General features: G+C 35.4%; 12 protein-coding genes. 9 read left to right on the plus strand and 3 right to left on the minus strand.

What is annotated here, in order from left to right:
* Positions 1–115 precede the first annotated feature (115 nt).
* The 5 genes from M2373_RS00330 (at position 116) to M2373_RS00350 (ending at position 7,925) form a co-directional block, all read left to right on the plus strand.
* Positions 116–2,857 carry a TonB-dependent receptor gene (locus M2373_RS00330; RefSeq protein ID WP_259106311.1) on the plus strand — a complete coding sequence of 914 codons (2,742 nt, stop codon included), beginning with the start codon at positions 116–118 and terminating at the stop codon, positions 2,855–2,857.
* 18 nt (positions 2,858–2,875) lie between these two features.
* Positions 2,876–4,261 (plus strand): DUF4876 domain-containing protein, encoded by a 1,386-nt coding sequence (locus M2373_RS00335; RefSeq protein ID WP_259106312.1) that lies wholly within the window; start codon positions 2,876–2,878, stop codon positions 4,259–4,261.
* A 6-nt stretch (positions 4,262–4,267) separates the two neighbouring features.
* Positions 4,268–5,839 carry a DUF6850 family outer membrane beta-barrel protein gene (locus tag M2373_RS00340; RefSeq protein ID WP_259106313.1) on the plus strand — a complete coding sequence of 524 codons (1,572 nt, stop codon included), beginning with the start codon at positions 4,268–4,270 and terminating at the stop codon, positions 5,837–5,839.
* A 6-nt stretch (positions 5,840–5,845) separates the two neighbouring features.
* Positions 5,846–6,976 carry a cytochrome-c peroxidase gene (locus M2373_RS00345; protein WP_259106314.1) on the plus strand — a complete coding sequence of 377 codons (1,131 nt, stop codon included), beginning with the start codon at positions 5,846–5,848 and terminating at the stop codon, positions 6,974–6,976.
* A gap of 124 nt (positions 6,977–7,100) precedes the next feature.
* Positions 7,101–7,925, plus strand: coding sequence for a S1 RNA-binding domain-containing protein (locus tag M2373_RS00350; protein WP_259106315.1), 825 nt, complete (start codon positions 7,101–7,103; stop codon positions 7,923–7,925).
* 47 nt (positions 7,926–7,972) lie between these two features.
* Here M2373_RS00350 and M2373_RS00355 read toward each other — a convergent pair whose 3' ends face one another.
* Entirely contained in the window at positions 7,973–9,052 is a 1,080-nt protein-coding gene (locus tag M2373_RS00355) for a lipopolysaccharide assembly protein LapB (RefSeq protein WP_259106316.1), read from the minus strand.
* A gap of 193 nt (positions 9,053–9,245) precedes the next feature.
* On the opposite strand from M2373_RS00355, the gene M2373_RS00360 reads away from it, so the two are divergent.
* From M2373_RS00360 to M2373_RS00375, 4 genes are all read left to right on the plus strand, one after another.
* Entirely contained in the window at positions 9,246–9,839 is a 594-nt protein-coding gene (locus tag M2373_RS00360; protein ID WP_259106319.1) for a TetR/AcrR family transcriptional regulator, read from the plus strand.
* A 97-nt stretch (positions 9,840–9,936) separates the two neighbouring features.
* The gene (locus M2373_RS00365) at positions 9,937–11,289 is read left to right on the plus strand and encodes a TolC family protein (RefSeq protein ID WP_259106321.1); all 1,353 of its coding nucleotides are present in this window, start codon (positions 9,937–9,939) and stop codon (positions 11,287–11,289) included.
* A 6-nt stretch (positions 11,290–11,295) separates the two neighbouring features.
* The gene (locus tag M2373_RS00370) at positions 11,296–12,357 is read left to right on the plus strand and encodes an efflux RND transporter periplasmic adaptor subunit (protein WP_259106322.1); all 1,062 of its coding nucleotides are present in this window, start codon (positions 11,296–11,298) and stop codon (positions 12,355–12,357) included.
* 6 nt (positions 12,358–12,363) lie between these two features.
* Positions 12,364–15,552 (plus strand): efflux RND transporter permease subunit, encoded by a 3,189-nt coding sequence (locus M2373_RS00375; protein ID WP_259106324.1) that lies wholly within the window; start codon positions 12,364–12,366, stop codon positions 15,550–15,552.
* Between the two features lie 440 nt (positions 15,553–15,992).
* Here M2373_RS00375 and M2373_RS00380 read toward each other — a convergent pair whose 3' ends face one another.
* Together M2373_RS00380 and M2373_RS00385 are read right to left on the minus strand one after the other, a co-directional pair.
* On the minus strand, positions 15,993–16,562 hold the full coding sequence (locus M2373_RS00380) for a helix-turn-helix domain-containing protein (RefSeq protein WP_259106326.1): 570 nt from the start codon (positions 16,560–16,562) through the stop codon (positions 15,993–15,995).
* 170 nt (positions 16,563–16,732) lie between these two features.
* The gene (locus M2373_RS00385; RefSeq protein ID WP_259106328.1) at positions 16,733–17,179 is read right to left on the minus strand and encodes a KTSC domain-containing protein; all 447 of its coding nucleotides are present in this window, start codon (positions 17,177–17,179) and stop codon (positions 16,733–16,735) included.
* Positions 17,180–17,213 lie beyond the last annotated feature (34 nt).

A 17,213-nucleotide genomic window follows, 5' to 3' on the forward strand; every position in this document is an offset into this window, starting at 1 on the left:
GTAATTTTTTATCAAATACGCAATATTCTTTTCATGAAATATATCAAGTCTTAAAAAGGATAATATTATTTTTATTTAGAAAAAATATAAATAATTTTGCCAAAAATTGTTAAAATTGAAGAAAAGAGTTTTACTTCTTGCTTTTCAGTTTGTTATCATTTCCGTGAGTGGTCAGACTCTGACAGGGATCGTGGTAGAAGCAGACAACAAGAAGCCCATTTCGGGAGTCAAGGTCGGTATAGAAAATACAGGAATCTGGACGGTGACCGATCAATCAGGAGTTTTTCAAATTAATTATAATGCCAATCAGACCTTGGTTTTCTCAAGGGCTGGTTTTATAGAGGATAAAAAAACATATACTGTTGTTCCTTCTTCTCAGCAAACCTTTTCGATGCAGATAGCTTCTATCAGAATCAAGGAAATTTCATTAGCCGCCAAAAAGAAAAACTATTCTGAGATTGAAATTAAAGAAGAAGCTTTGAAAAATATTCAGGCATTCTCTTTAAATGAGGTTTTGGAGCAAATTCCGGGACAGAAATTACAGAATCTTAACCTGAATGAATTTAAGCCTATTGTTTTTCGTTCAACACAGCCAACAAGTGTATCGGATCAGGGTTTTGGAAATAAATCCTTCGGAACGGCCATTGTCGTTGACGGAATTCCGATTTCCAATAACGAAAACATGCAGAGCTATACTGGAAATTATTCGCCCATCGGAAGGTCATGGCAAAACGAAGGTTCTGTCTTTATGCCTAATCTTATTGGGTTTGGAGCTGAAGGCGGTTATTTTTCGAATACCAACTATGGCGCAGATTTAAGAGAAATTCCTGTTGAAAATATCGAAAGTGTAGAAGTTGTTCAGGGGATTCCTTCTGCAAAATATGGAGATTTAACGTCAGGTTTGGTAACAATTCAGCAGAAAAGTGGTAGAGCTCCTTACCGAGCCTATCTGGCGATGCGGGATGGAACTCAGGAATATAATCTGAATAAAGGTTTTCAGTTGAGTGAAAAACTGGGATTTCTGAATGTAAATGTTAATTATTTAAGTTCAAATTCGGAACCGAGAACAAAATTTAACCGATACCAAAGAATTACGACCAATTTGATGTGGACGGTTTACAACAAGAACAAAAATATTAAAAACTCCTTCTCTGTCGATTACGGGAATAATTTTGACAATGCCAATTTTGAGGAAGAAGATTCAACAAACTTAATTGTAAGGAATAAAAAGAGAGATGTCCGTATTTCCAATCGTTTCAACTGGAGATTTAAAGACTGGTTTTTCGATAATTTAGACATTAATGCCAATTATTCTCAGGGTTATCAGAATACATACAGATCAAGCATTCTCAACAATGGGGGAGATCTTGTAGGAACAAGTATTAGCGAAGGTGTTTATACAGCAACTTATTCACCACCAAGCTATACACAGGTTCAGGAAATTGAAGGAAAGCCTATCTCTATGTTTTTTTCTGCCGATTTAAAAAAGAATATAAGAACCAAATCCAACTGGAATCATAATTTCTTAATAGGTACCTCTATGAGAAGCAGTGATAATAAAGGAGCAGGAAGGTTGGGCAGTCCGGAGACTATTCTCAGCCAGTTTGCGGGTGGTGGACAAGCTTTCAGACCTTATAACTACGGAGATAATGTAAGAGCGGAATATCAGTTTTCAGTATATGCTGAAGATAATATTTTCAAGAAATTCGGAAACTATATTTTCAATTTGAATACAGGTGTAAGATATGATAATCAGTTTGGAGCTTCTGTTCTTCAACCAAGAGTTAATTCTTACCTAATTTATAAAAATTTCAAGTTCAGAGGAGGATTCGGGATTGCATCAAAAGCACCTTCTATCAATATGATCTACACAGGACCTAGATATTATGATATGATTCTGGCAGATGTAAGGCTTCCCGGATATTATAATTTGGGTGTAATGCAGACCTTTATTGATTATGCGGATAATAAGAATCTGAAGCCTTCAAAAAGTATGCGTTCAGAAGTGGGGATAGATTACAAATTTGCTTACGGAAATGTTGGTTTAACGGCATATTACAATAATCTTTATGATGGTTTTACCAATGAAGTGTACGGAGCAAAAAGAGATTTGGCAAAACTTCAGATCAATTATAACGGAACCAGCCTGCCGACATATGATATTGCGGGATACAGTAAGTACTATTACCTGCAAAGCAGAATGGTAAATTCTCTACAGTCTAAAGATAAAGGTTTGGAATTGATGCTTGGTTTAGATAAGCTTCCGATTAAAAATATCAGTTTAGATCTTAACGGAGCTTATGTTGAAACAACAAACAGATCCGAAATAGACCGGTATTTTAATAAAAATGCAAATCTTGACGGAAATGTAGCAGGAGATGTAATCTGGGGAGTATACAGGCCATTTGATTCTAAATACAAACAATTTAATATCAGTGCTGCTTTAAATTATCATTTGCCGAAAGCAGGTTTGGTCATTACCTTAAGAAGTCAGCATTATTTTATCGATGATCAGACAATTTTTAATCCTAAAAACCTGTATGCATACATCAATAGTAATTTAGAAAAAGTAATGCTTACCCAGGAACAGATTAATGATCCGAGCCAGTTTGCAAGCATCAAAGACACCGGATATCTGGAAGATAATAAAAAGCTGGATAAGGTTTTTCATAATATCAATCTTAAGATTTCTAAAGATTTCCAGAACGGTTTCAGGTTTTCTTTCTATGCGAATAATTTCCTTGATCTAAAACAAACTCAGACTACGTTCTCAGAAACTACAGGCAGATCTACCACCAATTTGAGAGCTGATTTGCTAACACTTTCTTTTGGTGCCAAGATCGAATATCAATTTTAATATATAAACACTATCCGTATGAAACAGTTATTAAGTTACTTTGCAATTCTGATGTTGCTTTTTTCTTGTCGTGATGACGATTTTGGAAACAATAATAATACATTGCAGCCTACAAACTTTAAAGTTGAAGTAAAATATGATGCTTCTTACAATGATGTGAGTGGTAATGCAAGGCATGCAAAAAATGCAACAGTGGTCATGGTAAACAACAGTTCCGGAGATACGTATACAGTATCCACTGATGCTGATGGTTTTGCTAATTTTTCTAATGTAATTCCCGGGACCTATAAAATTACAGTATCTAAAAAGATGCTTTCCGATGAATTTTATACTACATTCAACTACGTTTCTCCGGCAGCAGAACTTAGTTTCAACGGGACACAGGAAGGAGCAACTATTAATGTGAATGTTCCAAGTACAGTGATTGAAGTAAGATCTGCAAGAATTGGGGATTTACTGATTAAGCAAATTTATTACGGAGGTTCTCATATTACACAGGGAGCAGGAATCAGAGATCAGTTCATAGAGCTTTACAATAACTCAAATGAAGTGATTTATGCAGATGGTTTATACTTGGGGCAGCTTTACGGAAAAACAAATACAACCGTTAACAGCTATACTCAGGCAAACGGACAGTTTGACTGGAGTAAATCCTTGGGAATGACTATGGGAAGTGCTGCCAATACAAATTATGTGTACGCAGATTATGTCATGAGAATTCCGGGAACAGGAAATCAGTATCCTATTTTACCAGGGCAGAGTTTGGTTATTGCTCAGAATGCTTTAAATCACAAATCTCCTTTAGTAGATAATACAGGATCACCAATTAATATTTTAAATCCTTCATTAACGATTGATTTGAGTGGAGCAGACTTCGAAGTGTATTTGGGAACATTTAATAATTCGATTGGCGAGGCGATTTATAAATTTGATATCCAGAATCCTGCTGTAAAAGATTTGGAAATTGCCTATTGGGGAAGACCCGGCAACTGGAGCGGAAATAATGATTTTGTAATGGATAGTCCGGGAAGAGACAGTTTTATTATTTTTAAAATGGATACTTCTGAGTTTACATCGTTGGCAGATTATTCAGATCCTTCAGTAACGAATGCTACTACATCCACAAAATATTTTAAACAAATTCCAATCAGCGTAATTATTGACGGAGTGGATCTTCAACATTATAATCCGAACTCTCAAAGACCAAAAATGCTGAATGCCTCAGTAGACGCATCTTTCATTGGATGTGACCAGGCATATATTTCTCAGGCGGTAATAAGAAAGACAAAAACCACAATTCCGGCTCAGGGAAATACTCCGGCAAGGAAAGTTTTGGAAGACAGTAACAATTCAGCAAACGATTTTATAAGACAAACGGCAAATCCAAGAGGGTTCCAACAATAATAAATAATGAATTTTAAGATTTTACACGTAGTTTCTTTTCTGTCATTTGGTTGTGTTTCGGCACAGCTGAATGACAGTATTTTTATACCGAGAAACCAGATATATTACAATCAGTTAAACAGAATCTGGGACAATCCGATTCAGTTTTCAAAACAGAAATTTTCAGACTTTACAGAAACGGAATTGAGTGCTGTTGTAAAAGATCTGAATATGAAAAGAGCCCAAACTGCCGAAAGTTCAAGCGAGTTTGGCTTTAAAACGCAAGGGATTTTCAATATTTCTGAAAAATTGAGATTATTGGGAAGTTTTGATTATCAGTTTATCACAGAAAAGAATGTAGGATATAATTTAACAAACGGAAGAACCGAAGACCAATTTGTATTAAACCCGAACTATCTTTTTGTCCCGAAGAAAGCCAACTGGGAAAACCAGAACTATCACGTAAGAGGAGGTATTTCATATAATCTCTGGAAAGGGCTGGAACTGGGAGCAACAGTGGATTACAGAAATCAAAGTTCGTTCAGAAAATCAGATCCGCGACCGGAAATTAATACCGCTGATTATTCAGGGAAAATTTTTGCAGGATACCGTTACAAAAATCATCAGTTATCAGTTTTCGGAGGCTTAGGAAGAAAGTCTGAAACGTATGATATTATGGCTGTTAATGAGTTTATCAATGCGCCCGCCAATCCTGAATATTATGTGAGATTTTCCAGTGGTTATGGCAGAATTGTTTATTTTCCGTCTTACACAAATTTCAGCTACAGAACAATTGACAGAAATTTTGGAGCAGGATATGCTTTTGAAAATCAGAAGAATTTTTTCAATATTAATTTTTCTTACAGCAAAGCGATGCAAAATCTGTATGGAAATACTGGAGAATTATATAATCTTCCTACCGGATCAACTTATTTTGCGGAAAGCTTAGAAAAGATGAAATACCGTCTTGTTAATTATAAAACTGATGCGAACTACTGGTATAAAGGAGGACAAATAGACTTTATGTCCAATGTTAATTTCCAGAGTATTACCGGAGATAATTACAATAATGTCGAATTTGGACAGAATTACAGAATGACATTGGATAAATTATCTGCTTCCAATCATTTCCTTTTAAGAGACGGTAAGAAAATAAAATTCGGAACAACTTTAGAAGGGGTTTATAATGACTTTTCAGCGATTGATCTATTGGGAATAACCTATAAATATGTTAAAAGTTTAAACTTAAATTTGAAATTTAACAAAGATATTTTTTACAGAGATACTCAAAAAATAAATCTTGAAGTAGGGGCAATGTCTTATTTTCCATTAAGTGAAAGCCTGCAATATACACCGGCATCATCCAATACATTGTTGTATGATAATGTAATTAAAAATGATCATGAGTTTGACAGCACGTCAAAACTGGGTCCTCAATTGGGATTGCAGTTTTATCAGAAGGTAAGTTCTAAGACAGACCTGAAAATATTTACTAATTTTGCAACGCTGTTCCCATTGAGTAAAGATTTAGAGCAAAACACCGATTACAACGGAAATCCTAACCTCTATTTCAACGCGGGAATATCATTGTTTTATTAGAAGATTATGAAGTATTTTTTATCGCTTTCGGCGGTGTTGTTTTTGGCGTATTCCTTTTCCGATTTTAATGATCGTCCTCAAAAAGGATTTACAAATCAGGAATTGAGAGATTTATATGGAAGCGGAGATCAGAATCTTTGGCCAAAACCTCATCTGTTTGATGAAGCGAAGGAAGGGTTTAAAGATATCGGACCTCTGTCGAAACCTGAGTTTCCAAAAGATAATCCTTATTCTGAAGCAAAGGAGGAACTAGGGAAAATGTTATTTTTTGATCCCAGACTTTCAAAATCAGGGCAGATTTCGTGCGCCAACTGCCATGATCCGGAATTGGCCTGGGCAGATGGAAGAAGAGTAGCGTACGGTCACGACAGGCAGTTGGGAACAAGGAATGCACCCACTGTTCTGAATATTGTATATGCGAAAGAATATTTTTGGGATGGGAGAGCGGCAACCCTTGAAGATCAGGCTAAGGCGCCTATTGAAAATCCTGTGGAAATGAATTTTCACTCAAGATTGGCTGTAAAAACAATTGCTAAACTAAAAGGATATAAAGAATATTTTCAAAAAGCTTTCGGAGATGATAAAGTGACGGAAGAGAAAATTACAAAAGCTATCGCCACTTTTGAGAGAACGATTGTAAGTCCGAAATCAAAATTCGACAGGTTTGTTTCGGGTGAAAAAAAAGCAATGAATGATTCTGAAATCAATGGACTGCATTTGTTCAGAACAAAAGCGAATTGTATTAATTGTCACAACACGCCTTATTTTTCGGATCAGAAATTTCATAATTTAGGACTTACTTATTTCGGAAGAGAATATGAAGACCTCGGATTGTATAATATTTCGAAAAAGAATGAAGATGTAGGGAAATTTAAAACACCGACATTAAGAGAAGTTACTCAGACTGCTCCTTATATGCATAATGGTTTATTTCCCAATATCAAAGGCGTTCTGAATATGTATAATGCAGGAATGCCTAATGAAAAGCGAAACAGAGACAGTCCGCTGGCTCCTCACAAATCTAAAATGCTGGAAAAACTGAATCTTACAGATGATGAGCTGACAGATTTGGAAAATTTTCTGAAAACATTACATAGCTATCAGTATAAAATGCGGGCGCCGCAATTACCTAAATAACAAAAAAGGAGATCATCATGATCTCCTTTTTTAATTGTGTAAATATTCTTCTTAAAAAGGAAGAATCTAAACCTTAGTCTCAACCTTAATTTTTTCCGTACCTTTGCCAACTAATTTATCATACATGCTACTCGGACAAACTCAAACTTTAAAAATTTCAGAAAAAAACAATTCAGGATGGATTTTAACTGATGAATCAGGTGAAAAGGCTTTTTTACCTAAGATTTTCGTTCAGGATGATAAAGAAATTGGGGATGAAATTGAGGTTTTCGTGTATCAGGATGATCACAAATTAAAAGCTACCACTGAAATTCCTTTGGCTGAGGTTGGAGAATTTGCAGTAATGAGCTGTGTTCAGAGTCTTCCAAGCGGAGCGTTTATGGATTGGGGAATCATTAAAGATCTTTTTATTCCTTACAAGCAGCAGAAATCAAAAATCGTTGAAGGAAAAAGATATCTGGTTAATATTTACATTGATGAGGATCTGGAATTAATTACAGGTACTACAAAATTCAAAAGAAACCCGCAATATGAGGATCTGCCTTTCAAAAAAGGAGATAAAGTGGATTTAATCATGATGAATGAAAGCGAACTGGGCTGGAATGTGGTGATCAACAAAAAATATATCGGACTGATTTATACTTCTGATGTATTTAAAAAACTATATCCTTTATCAGAAGAAGGAGGTTATATCAAAGCGATTCGTGAGGATGGAAAAATTGATGTGTCTCTTCAGCCTGAAGGCTTTGAGAATATTGATGAGTTTAAGCAGAAAATTCTGGATAAACTGGAAGAAAACTACGGACTTCTTCATCTTTCAGATAAATCTACACCGGAAGATATTAAAGATGAACTTCAGATGAGCAAGAAGAACTTTAAAAAAGCCATCGGAGGGCTTTACAAAGATAAAGTGATTGATATTTTAGAAGATAAAATCAAGTTACTATAAAATTAAAAAGGGCGGGCAGAAATTTTAATTTCTGCCCGCCCTTTTTTTTAATTACAATTTAATTCATATTGATTTTCTGCAAACTTTTGACCTTCTAGTTTTAAATAATGCCATATTTTACATGCTCTATTTTTTTCTCCTAGAGCAAAATTTATATCAGCAGAATTGTAATATGCGTCTAAATTTTTTGGATTGATTTGGTATGATAAATCAAAAAATTCAATTGCTTTTGTATAATTATTTTTTTTATACTCTTGGAGAGCTTTCGTAAATAATGCTGTTGATTTCTTTACTTCTTCATAAGTAGGATCAAAATCAGTCAAAAAATGTAATGTAAATAGATTGCAAACATCACCATAAGTTTCAATTTCAGTATCTAAAGTATAATAACTTACAAAAGAAAATGGGATTTTAATCACTTCAAAATTACTCACTGATGAAAAATTCCAATTGCTAAATTTATAAAATTGTTGATTTTTTAAATTTATCTCATTTATGAAATTTTTGTCATACTCATTTAATTTGATATCTATTGTCTCCCTTTTGAGGTTGATTAAGATATAGCCATTAAATTTAAAATTTGGGAGTTTCTCTTTTAGTGGTTTTGTATTTGTCAGATCTTTTAACATTCTACGAATTAAGAATGGTCTGAATCTAGGTCCTAAAATACTTGTCGCTCTTAAAGTGTCTTTTTTTTCATTTTTCTTTATTTCTTCTTCAATAGCTAACACCTTTCTAACATAATAATATCTTTGGAGATCTTTAGATTCAAAACCTTTTATATTTTGAGATAGTATTAAACTGTCTTTATTTAATTTTTCTATTGTTAAATAGGATTCCGGAGATGTAATTAATTTATTGCCTATTAGATTATACTTAGTTTTGAAAACAGGATCTTTTCTAGTTTCAATAAGTTGTTGGTCATTAACTAAATAATAATCTGTTTTATCTATAATAATACTATAATGCTTACTGCTATGGATATCTTTTAAAAGAAAAGGCTTACTGCCATCTTGCATTTCTATTTTATAGATATACCATTCATTAATAAGATGATTATGTTCAATTTGAGAATTACAATTTAACGAAAAAGAAATAAAAAATAGAAAAAGAAGTCGCATTTTCATAATAATAGTTTTGTAGTCTTAATCTTTCGGCAAATATATGAAAAGACTCTAAATGTGGTATGTTAGTAAGAATAATCTTATATATCTAATTCAAAATATGATGCATGTCATACTATTTTGTTTAATTATTTTGTTTAACAATTTTGTCAAAAATGAAAAATGATTTAAATTTGCACAAATTTGTTTAACAAAAATGTCAAAACAAGCAAAAAAAGACCAAACACAGGAACTCATTAAAGAGACAGCAAAGAATTTATTTTTTGTGAAAGGGAAGTTTGATGCTACAACGCAGGAAATTGCTGATGAAGCAGGAGTGAACAGAACGTTGATCAATTACTACTTCCGTTCGAGAGATAATTTGATCCAAATCATTTTTGATGAGGCTCAAAAGGTGGAACAGGAAAAATCTAAAGTGATTCAAAACTCAGATCTTCCTTTTAAGGAAAAAATGAGTCAGTTTATTGAACATAGTTTATCGACAAGTCTGCAGTATCCGTACCTGGAAACATACATTGTTTCTCAGATCAACAAAGGAAACTGTCACAAAAAAGACATCGAAGAAGATGAACTGAAAAAATTGTATAAAGACATAAAAAAAGAAATGGAATTGGGAAATATTGAAAAAATGGAGCCCATTCAGTTTGTCTTGAACATGGTATCACTACTGGTATTTCCAAGTGCAATAAGACCATTATTAATGGAAAATCTTATGATAAGTGATAAAAAATTCGATCAGATTATTGCAGCAAGAAAGGATATCATTCTGAATATACTTTTCAAAAACTAAGAAAATGTTAAAGTATTTTAAGAAATGATTCGTCCTTTAGAAATAAAAACATCGAAGATAAAAAATTACATTAAAAAAATAAACGAAGTATAAAATTATGAAAAGAAAACGTATAACTGCAAAAAAGCTAAAATTGGGTATAGCTGCTGCATTTATGATTTTCGGTTTTTCATCAGTGTCTGCACAACAGCAGGTTTCTTTACAGGAAGCCATTAAACAGGCACTTCAAAACAAAGCAGAGGCTAAGAAAGCTGCTTTACAGATCAAAAAAGCCGAATATAAAATTGATGAAGCAAGAGCCGGAGCTTTGCCACAGATAAGTGCGACGGCGGGATTGACCTATAATCCTGTAATTCAGGAGTCTTTGCTGGAATTTGGAGGAGAAAGAATCAGAGCACAGCTGGGACAGCCTTGGAGCTCTACAGCTTCAGTACAGGTTCAGCAGGCTATTTTTGATCAAAGGGTTTTTACAGGTCTTAAAGCTGCAAAGTCAACAAGAGAATTCTATGTTTTGAATGCTCAGCTAACCAATGAACAGATTATTGAAAATGTAGCAACCGCTTATTATCAGGTGTTTGTTCAGGAAGAAAACCTGAAAACAGTAGAAGCAAGCTATGCCAATACGGAAAAAACAAGAAATGTAATCAAAAGTTTGGTAGATAACGGTTTGGCAAAAGCAATTGATCTTGACAGAACAAATGTACAGCTGACGAATATTGGTTCCAACAAACAGACGTTGATCAATTCTGTAGAGCTTTCAAAAAATGCTTTGAAATTCTATATGGGAGTTCCTATTTCTACAGATATCGAGCTTGAAGAAAAAACAATAGAGCCAAAACCTGAACTGATTGCAAGTAATATCAATCTTGATGACCGTACAGAAATTAAAGTATTAAATAAAAACAGAGAACTTCTTGTGTTTAACAAAAAGGCAACGGAAGCCTATCTGTATCCTACCGTAAACTTGGTAGCCAACTACGGTTGGGGAGGTCAGGGGAGAAAATTCCCTCTTACCAACGGGATGAATAACGGAGTGCTTTGGAGCGATTATTCAGCAATTGGGTTAAATATAAATATTCCGATTTTCACGGGTGGTGCTACAAAAGCGAAGATCAACCAAGCAGAAGTGGATATTCAGGATCTGGATGTGGATATTCAAAATACACAGTTGAGTTTAAGCTTAGATTATAAAAATGCAATCACCAATATGGAAAATGCATTAATCAATATCGAAAGTATGAAAGATAATGTAGGGCTGGCAGAAAGAGTGCAAAAAAATACCCAGGCCAATTATCAGTATGGCTTAGCAACACTTACCGAAGTTTTGGATGCTGAAAATGCTTCAACACAGGCAAAACAGAATTATGCCAATGCATTGTTGGATTACAAACAGGCTGAGATCAAGTTAATAAAAGCAAAAGGAGAGTTAAACACACTACAAAACCCGTAATAAACTATGAAAAAGACTTTAATATATATCATCGTGGCCGCTGTACTTGTTGGGTTGGCAGCATACAAAATCGCTGATAATAAAAAGAAACAGGACACCGAAGTAAAAGAAGTTGCCAAGCAGGTTGACAAAATCAACGTTAATGTAGTAACGGTAGCAAGAGAAAATATCAATACAGATTACTCAGCAAACGGAACTTTTATTCCAAAACAGGAGATGAATCAGTCCGCTGAAATATCAGGACGTATCGTAAGTGTTTTGGTGAAAGAAGGCTCAAGAGTTGGTGCTGGTCAGGTATTGGCAACAATTAAAAAAGATGCGATTGAGGTTGATATTTCTCAGGCTCAGAATAATTTACAGAATGCAATTATCGATAACCAGCGTTATGAAAATGCCTTCAAAACAGGTGGAGTTACAAAACAGCAGGTTGACAATTCAAGATTACAGCTGAAAAATGCTCAGGCTGCGGTAAGAGCACAGGGTGTAAAAGTAAATGATACAAGCATCCGTGCGGGAATCAGCGGTACGATCAATAAAAAAATGGTGGAGCCGGGAATGGTCGTTGCTCCGGGAACTGCACTTTTCGAAATTGTCAATATTAATTCTTTAAAACTTTCTGTTTTAGTGGATGAAAGCCAGATTGGAAAAATCGCGCTGGGTCAGGAAGTGCCAATTAATGTCAATGTTTTACCTGATGACTCGTTCAGCGGAAGAATTACCTTCATCGCTCCCAAGAGTGATGCTTCTTTAAATTTCCCTGTTGAGATTGAGGTTCAGAACAGAGGAAATCTGAAAGCGGGTATGTATGCAACAGCAACTTTCAAAACCAACAACGGAGCTGAAACTCAGAATATGCTGACTGTTCCTGCGGAAGCTTTCGTAAACGGAGTAAGTTCAGGACAATTATTCGTTGTGAACAATGGCACTGCTAAATTAATCAAAGTACAAACCGGAAAAGTTTACGGTGATAAAGTTCAGATCTTAAACGGACTTAATGGTGGGGAACAGGTAATTACCAGCGGACAGATCAACCTTGATAACGGTTCAAAAATCAATATCGTAAAGTAAGAGAAGATGAAGTTAGCAGAAATATCCATTAAAAGACCGTCCCTTGTTATCGTATTATTTACGATATTGACGCTGGGAGGTTTATTAAGTTACTCTATGATGGGGTACGAGTTGATTCCGAAGTTTGAAACCAATATGGTAACGATTTCTACAGTATATCCCGGAGCTTCACCTGCTGAGGTGGAAACTTCGGTAACCAGAAAAATTGAGGATGCCGTTGGTTCTTTGGAAAACGTAAAAAAGGTAGAATCTTCATCTTACGAAAGTTTGTCGGTAATTATGGTTCAGCTGAATACAGGTGCCGATGTAAACTATGCGTTGAATGATGCTCAGAGAAAGGTAAATGCTATTCTGGCAGACCTTCCGGACGATGCAGATCCGCCGTCACTTCAAAAATTCTCACTGGATGATTTACCGATCATGACGTTGAGTATTTCCAGTGATAAGCTGAATAATAAAGATCTTTACGACCTTTTAGATAAAAAAATAGAACCTATTTTCTCGCGTGTAAACGGTGTTGCTCAGGTTGACCTTGTAGGTGGACAGGAGAGAGAAATTCAGGTAAGTTTAGATGAAAAGAAAATGCAGGGATACGGTCTTGCCATCGCAGACGTACAACAGGCTATCCTTTCTTCAAACTTAGATTTCCCGACGGGAGCTTTGAAGACGAGAACTTCAAGATCTACGATCAGACTTTCGGGGAAGTATAGAAACGTTCAGGAGATGAACAACCTTGTTGTTTCCAACAAAAACGGGGCACAGGTTCGTTTATCTGATATTGCAACTGTTTTTGATACTCAGAAAGATGTGGAGAAAGTAGCAAGATACAATCAGAGATCAACTATTTTACTTCAGGTTAAGAAACAGTCTGATGCCAATGCAGTAGCAGTTTCTGAATTAGTTCAGAAAACGATTGCTCAGGTTCAGGACAATTATAAAGCTCAGTCGATTAAAATCAATATTGTAGATGATACTACAGACTTTACGCTTGAAGCGGCAGACCATGTAATTTTCGATTTATTCTTAGCGATTATTCTGGTAGCAGTAGTAATGCTATTATTCCTTCACAACATCAGAAACGCATTTATCGTAATGGTTTCTATTCCGATGTCTTTGATTGCAACAGTTATCGGAATGTATCTGATGGGTTATACCTTAAACCTAATGAGTTTACTAGGACTTTCATTAGTGGTAGGTATCCTTGTGGATGATGCGATTGTGGTTTTGGAAAACGTTTACCGTCACATGGAGATGGGGAAAAGCAGAATCCGTGCAGCCTACGACGGAGCTTCAGAAATTGGATTTACCGTAACGGCTATTACCTTGGTAATTGTAGTGGTATTCTTACCGATTGCGATGAGTTCAGGACTGGTATCTGATATCCTGGCGCAGTTTTGTGTCACGGTAGTTATTGCTACATTGTTCTCGTTATTGGCTTCATTTACCATTATTCCTTGGTTATCTTCAAGATATGGGAAACTGGTACATCTTACAGGTAAAAATCCTTTTGAGAAATTTATCCTTTGGTTTGAAAAGCAATTGGAAAAATTCACACACTGGATCACCGGAATTTTAGAATGGGCGTTGAAATCTACATTAAGAAGAATTATGACCGTGATCGTAACGTTCATTATCCTGATTTCTTCATTCATGCTGGTAGCATTCGGATTTATCGGAGGTGAATTCTTCCCTAAAATGGACAGAGGACAATTCCTTGTTCAGATGGAGTTACCAAAAGATGCTTCTGTAGAGAAAACCAATCAGGTTACTTTAGCTGTTGAAAAATACCTGAGAAATGATAAAGATGTAGTTGATATGATTACTACGGTAGGTCAGCAGTCATCAGGTTTTGGTGGGGCACAGGCTACATTATACCAATCAGAGATTCAGGTTATTCTGGTAGATAAATCCGAGCGTAATGAAAGTACGGATATTAAGTCTGCAAAGATCAAAAGAGCTTTAGAAGAAAAATTCACAGGAGTTGAGTTTAAAACAGCACCAATCGGATTAATGGGAGCGGACAACGCGCCGATTGAGATGGTGGTAACGGCTCAGGATAACGAAACGGCCAATAAAGAAGCAAACAGAATTCTTGAATTACTTAAAAAAGTTCCTGGTTCCGTAGATGCAGAATTATCCACGGACTCTGGGAATCCGGAAGTTCAGGTGAATATCGACAGAGATAAAATGGCTTCTTTAGGTTTAAATCTTTCAGGTGTAGGACAAACGATGCAGACAGCATTTAGCGGAAATACAGACGGAAAATTCAGAGCCGGAGAGTATGAATATGATATCAATATCCGTTTTGGAGATGCCAACAGACAGTCTATTGATGACGTAAGAAACTTAATGTTTACAAATCCTCAGGGAGAGCAGATCAGACTAAGTCAGTTTGCTGATGTGAAAATGGGTTCAGGACCGAGTTTATTGGAACGTAGAGATAAAGCACCGTCTGTAAAGGTAAAATCCAAAGTAGTAGGTCGTCCTGTAGGGGATGTTGCCAACGAATGGGCGGCTCAGTTTATGGATAATGAAAAAACAAAACCTGCCGGAGTAAGCTATATCTGGAGTGGTGATATGGAAAACCAGACCGAAGGTTTCGGTACGCTGGGAATTGCACTGGCTGCAGCTATCGTATTAGTTTATCTGGTAATGGTTTCATTGTATGACTCATTTGTATATCCGTTTGTGGTATTATTCTCCATTCCTCTGGCATTGATCGGGGTAATGGTAATTCTGGCCATCACCGGGAATTCATTAAACATCTTTACGATGCTGGGGATGATTATGTTGATTGGTCTGGTAGCGAAGAACGCGATTATGATTGTCGACTTCGCGAATATGAGAAAAGCTGCAGGTGCGAATACACATGACGCTTTGATTCAGGCCAACCACGCCCGTCTTCGTCCGATTTTGATGACTACGATTGCAATGATCTTCGGGATGATTCCGATTGCGATTGCAAAAGGAGCAGGAGCAGAGATGAACAACGGATTAGCCTGGGTAATCATTGGTGGTTTAACATCGTCATTATTCCTTACGCTGATCATTGTACCGGTAGTTTACTCTTTATTCGATTCAATTTTAAGAAGAATGGGTAAAGGTGAAAAAGTTGACTATGACGCTGAAATGAAAGCTGAATATGAACATAAAGAGCTAAGTGAAGACGGTTACACCCCGAAACACGTAGATTAATATAACAACCTTTAATTAACCTAAAAGCGTATCAGAAATGATGCGCTTTTTTCGTTATTAATTATGACGCGGTTTGACTACTTAAAATGAGTATATATGTTGCCGTCACTTCGAGTAGCAAAGCGTATCGAGAAGTGCTGTATCAGACTAGGACCCCTATATCAGTCTATCTATTAAAAATAGGCTCAAAAAATTCTCGATACACTTCGCTTTGCTTCGTTACTCGAAGTGACGAGAATATGGATTTGCTGAATGAAAAGCACTCGCGAACGAAAAATATCTTCAGTAATTTAAATAAAACCTTCGTACTCCTTTGCATTTAAAAACCATACAGTTGGTATTAGCAATGTCACGCTGAGGTTCTCGAAGCGTTCATCATAGTCCAACAATAAAAAAAGCTTCCAGAATCCCTGAAAGCTTTCATTATGTTTAAAATTAAATTATTCAATTGCAGTAAATTTTTTTATTAGTAAAGAATCTCCGTAAAATAAAGTTAACAAGCAAATCGACAAACAAGGCAGCAAACCAGTCACAAAAGCTGTCGGAAATCCTACTGTAACTATTGCTAATACAATGTAAACTAAAAAACCACTTCCAAATTTCAGAAGTCTTTGGGTTCTGCTTGTTTTTAAAGTGAAAAACACAATACAGATTGGAAGTAGAAAACTCAAAAGTAATCCTGCAAACCGGGAGTTCAAATTGGCTTCCGAATCCAACGTCATCCAGCCAATAACTGACATTAATGCAAGATTTATAATAATTAAAGAGAAATATTTAAAACTGATTTCTATAAAATTTGCAGGCTTTGTTACTGATGATGGATCTATTTTCGGAATGGTAATTTCCAGCGTATCACAAATTAATTTCAATGTATTTTCTCTGGGTATGTTTTCATTGTTTTCAATTCTTTGAATGGTTCTTAGATTTACTTTTGAAAGATCAGCAAGTTGTTCCTGAGTCAGGTTTTTATTCTTTCTGGAAGCGATGATAATTTCGCCAATTGAGTTCATAGATTTTTTTTTCAAATTTAGTTTTTTATAAAAGGAAATGATGAAATTTAGTGCGACAAATGTACGACATTTGCTTTGTCGGGCTGTTTTATCAAATGTCAAGAAATATTTTAAAAGAAAAAAGCTTCCAGAATCATCTGAAAGCCTATGCTTACTGTATATATGAAAAATTAATCAGCCATTACTTCACCCGACTTTCTATAGACAAAACTTCCATAGATGTGTCTTCTTGCAAAACGGCTTGGAGAATCAGAATTCACCATTTTGATATACGTGTTTCTTGGAACTCCGATATATTCGTACATATTTCCGTTCAAATGTTGAACCGTCAATACTGATTTCTCTAAATAAAAATCCTGAATATTAGATTTTGTAATCGTTTCCGTATATTCTTCTTTATATTTTTCCTGAGTTTCCGGATTAATACTTACCAAAAAATGGTAGGCTTCAATCACAGACTTACTTTTTTCCTCTGCTTCAAGCTTTCCTTCTTCATCATTGATAAATTTATCAGGATGCGTATCTTTCATCGTATTCCTGTAAATTGTTTTTAGTTCCTTCAACGTAACGGTTTTATCAACTTCAAGAAGCTTTCTGTATTCGCCTAATTTTTTCATAACTGTAGAATCCTTATTTCGGGGTGCAAAATTA

Origin of the sequence: Chryseobacterium sp. JUb7 (genome assembly GCF_024806495.1) — a bacterium.
In the GTDB taxonomy this organism is placed as follows: Bacteria; Bacteroidota; Bacteroidia; order Flavobacteriales; family Weeksellaceae; genus Chryseobacterium.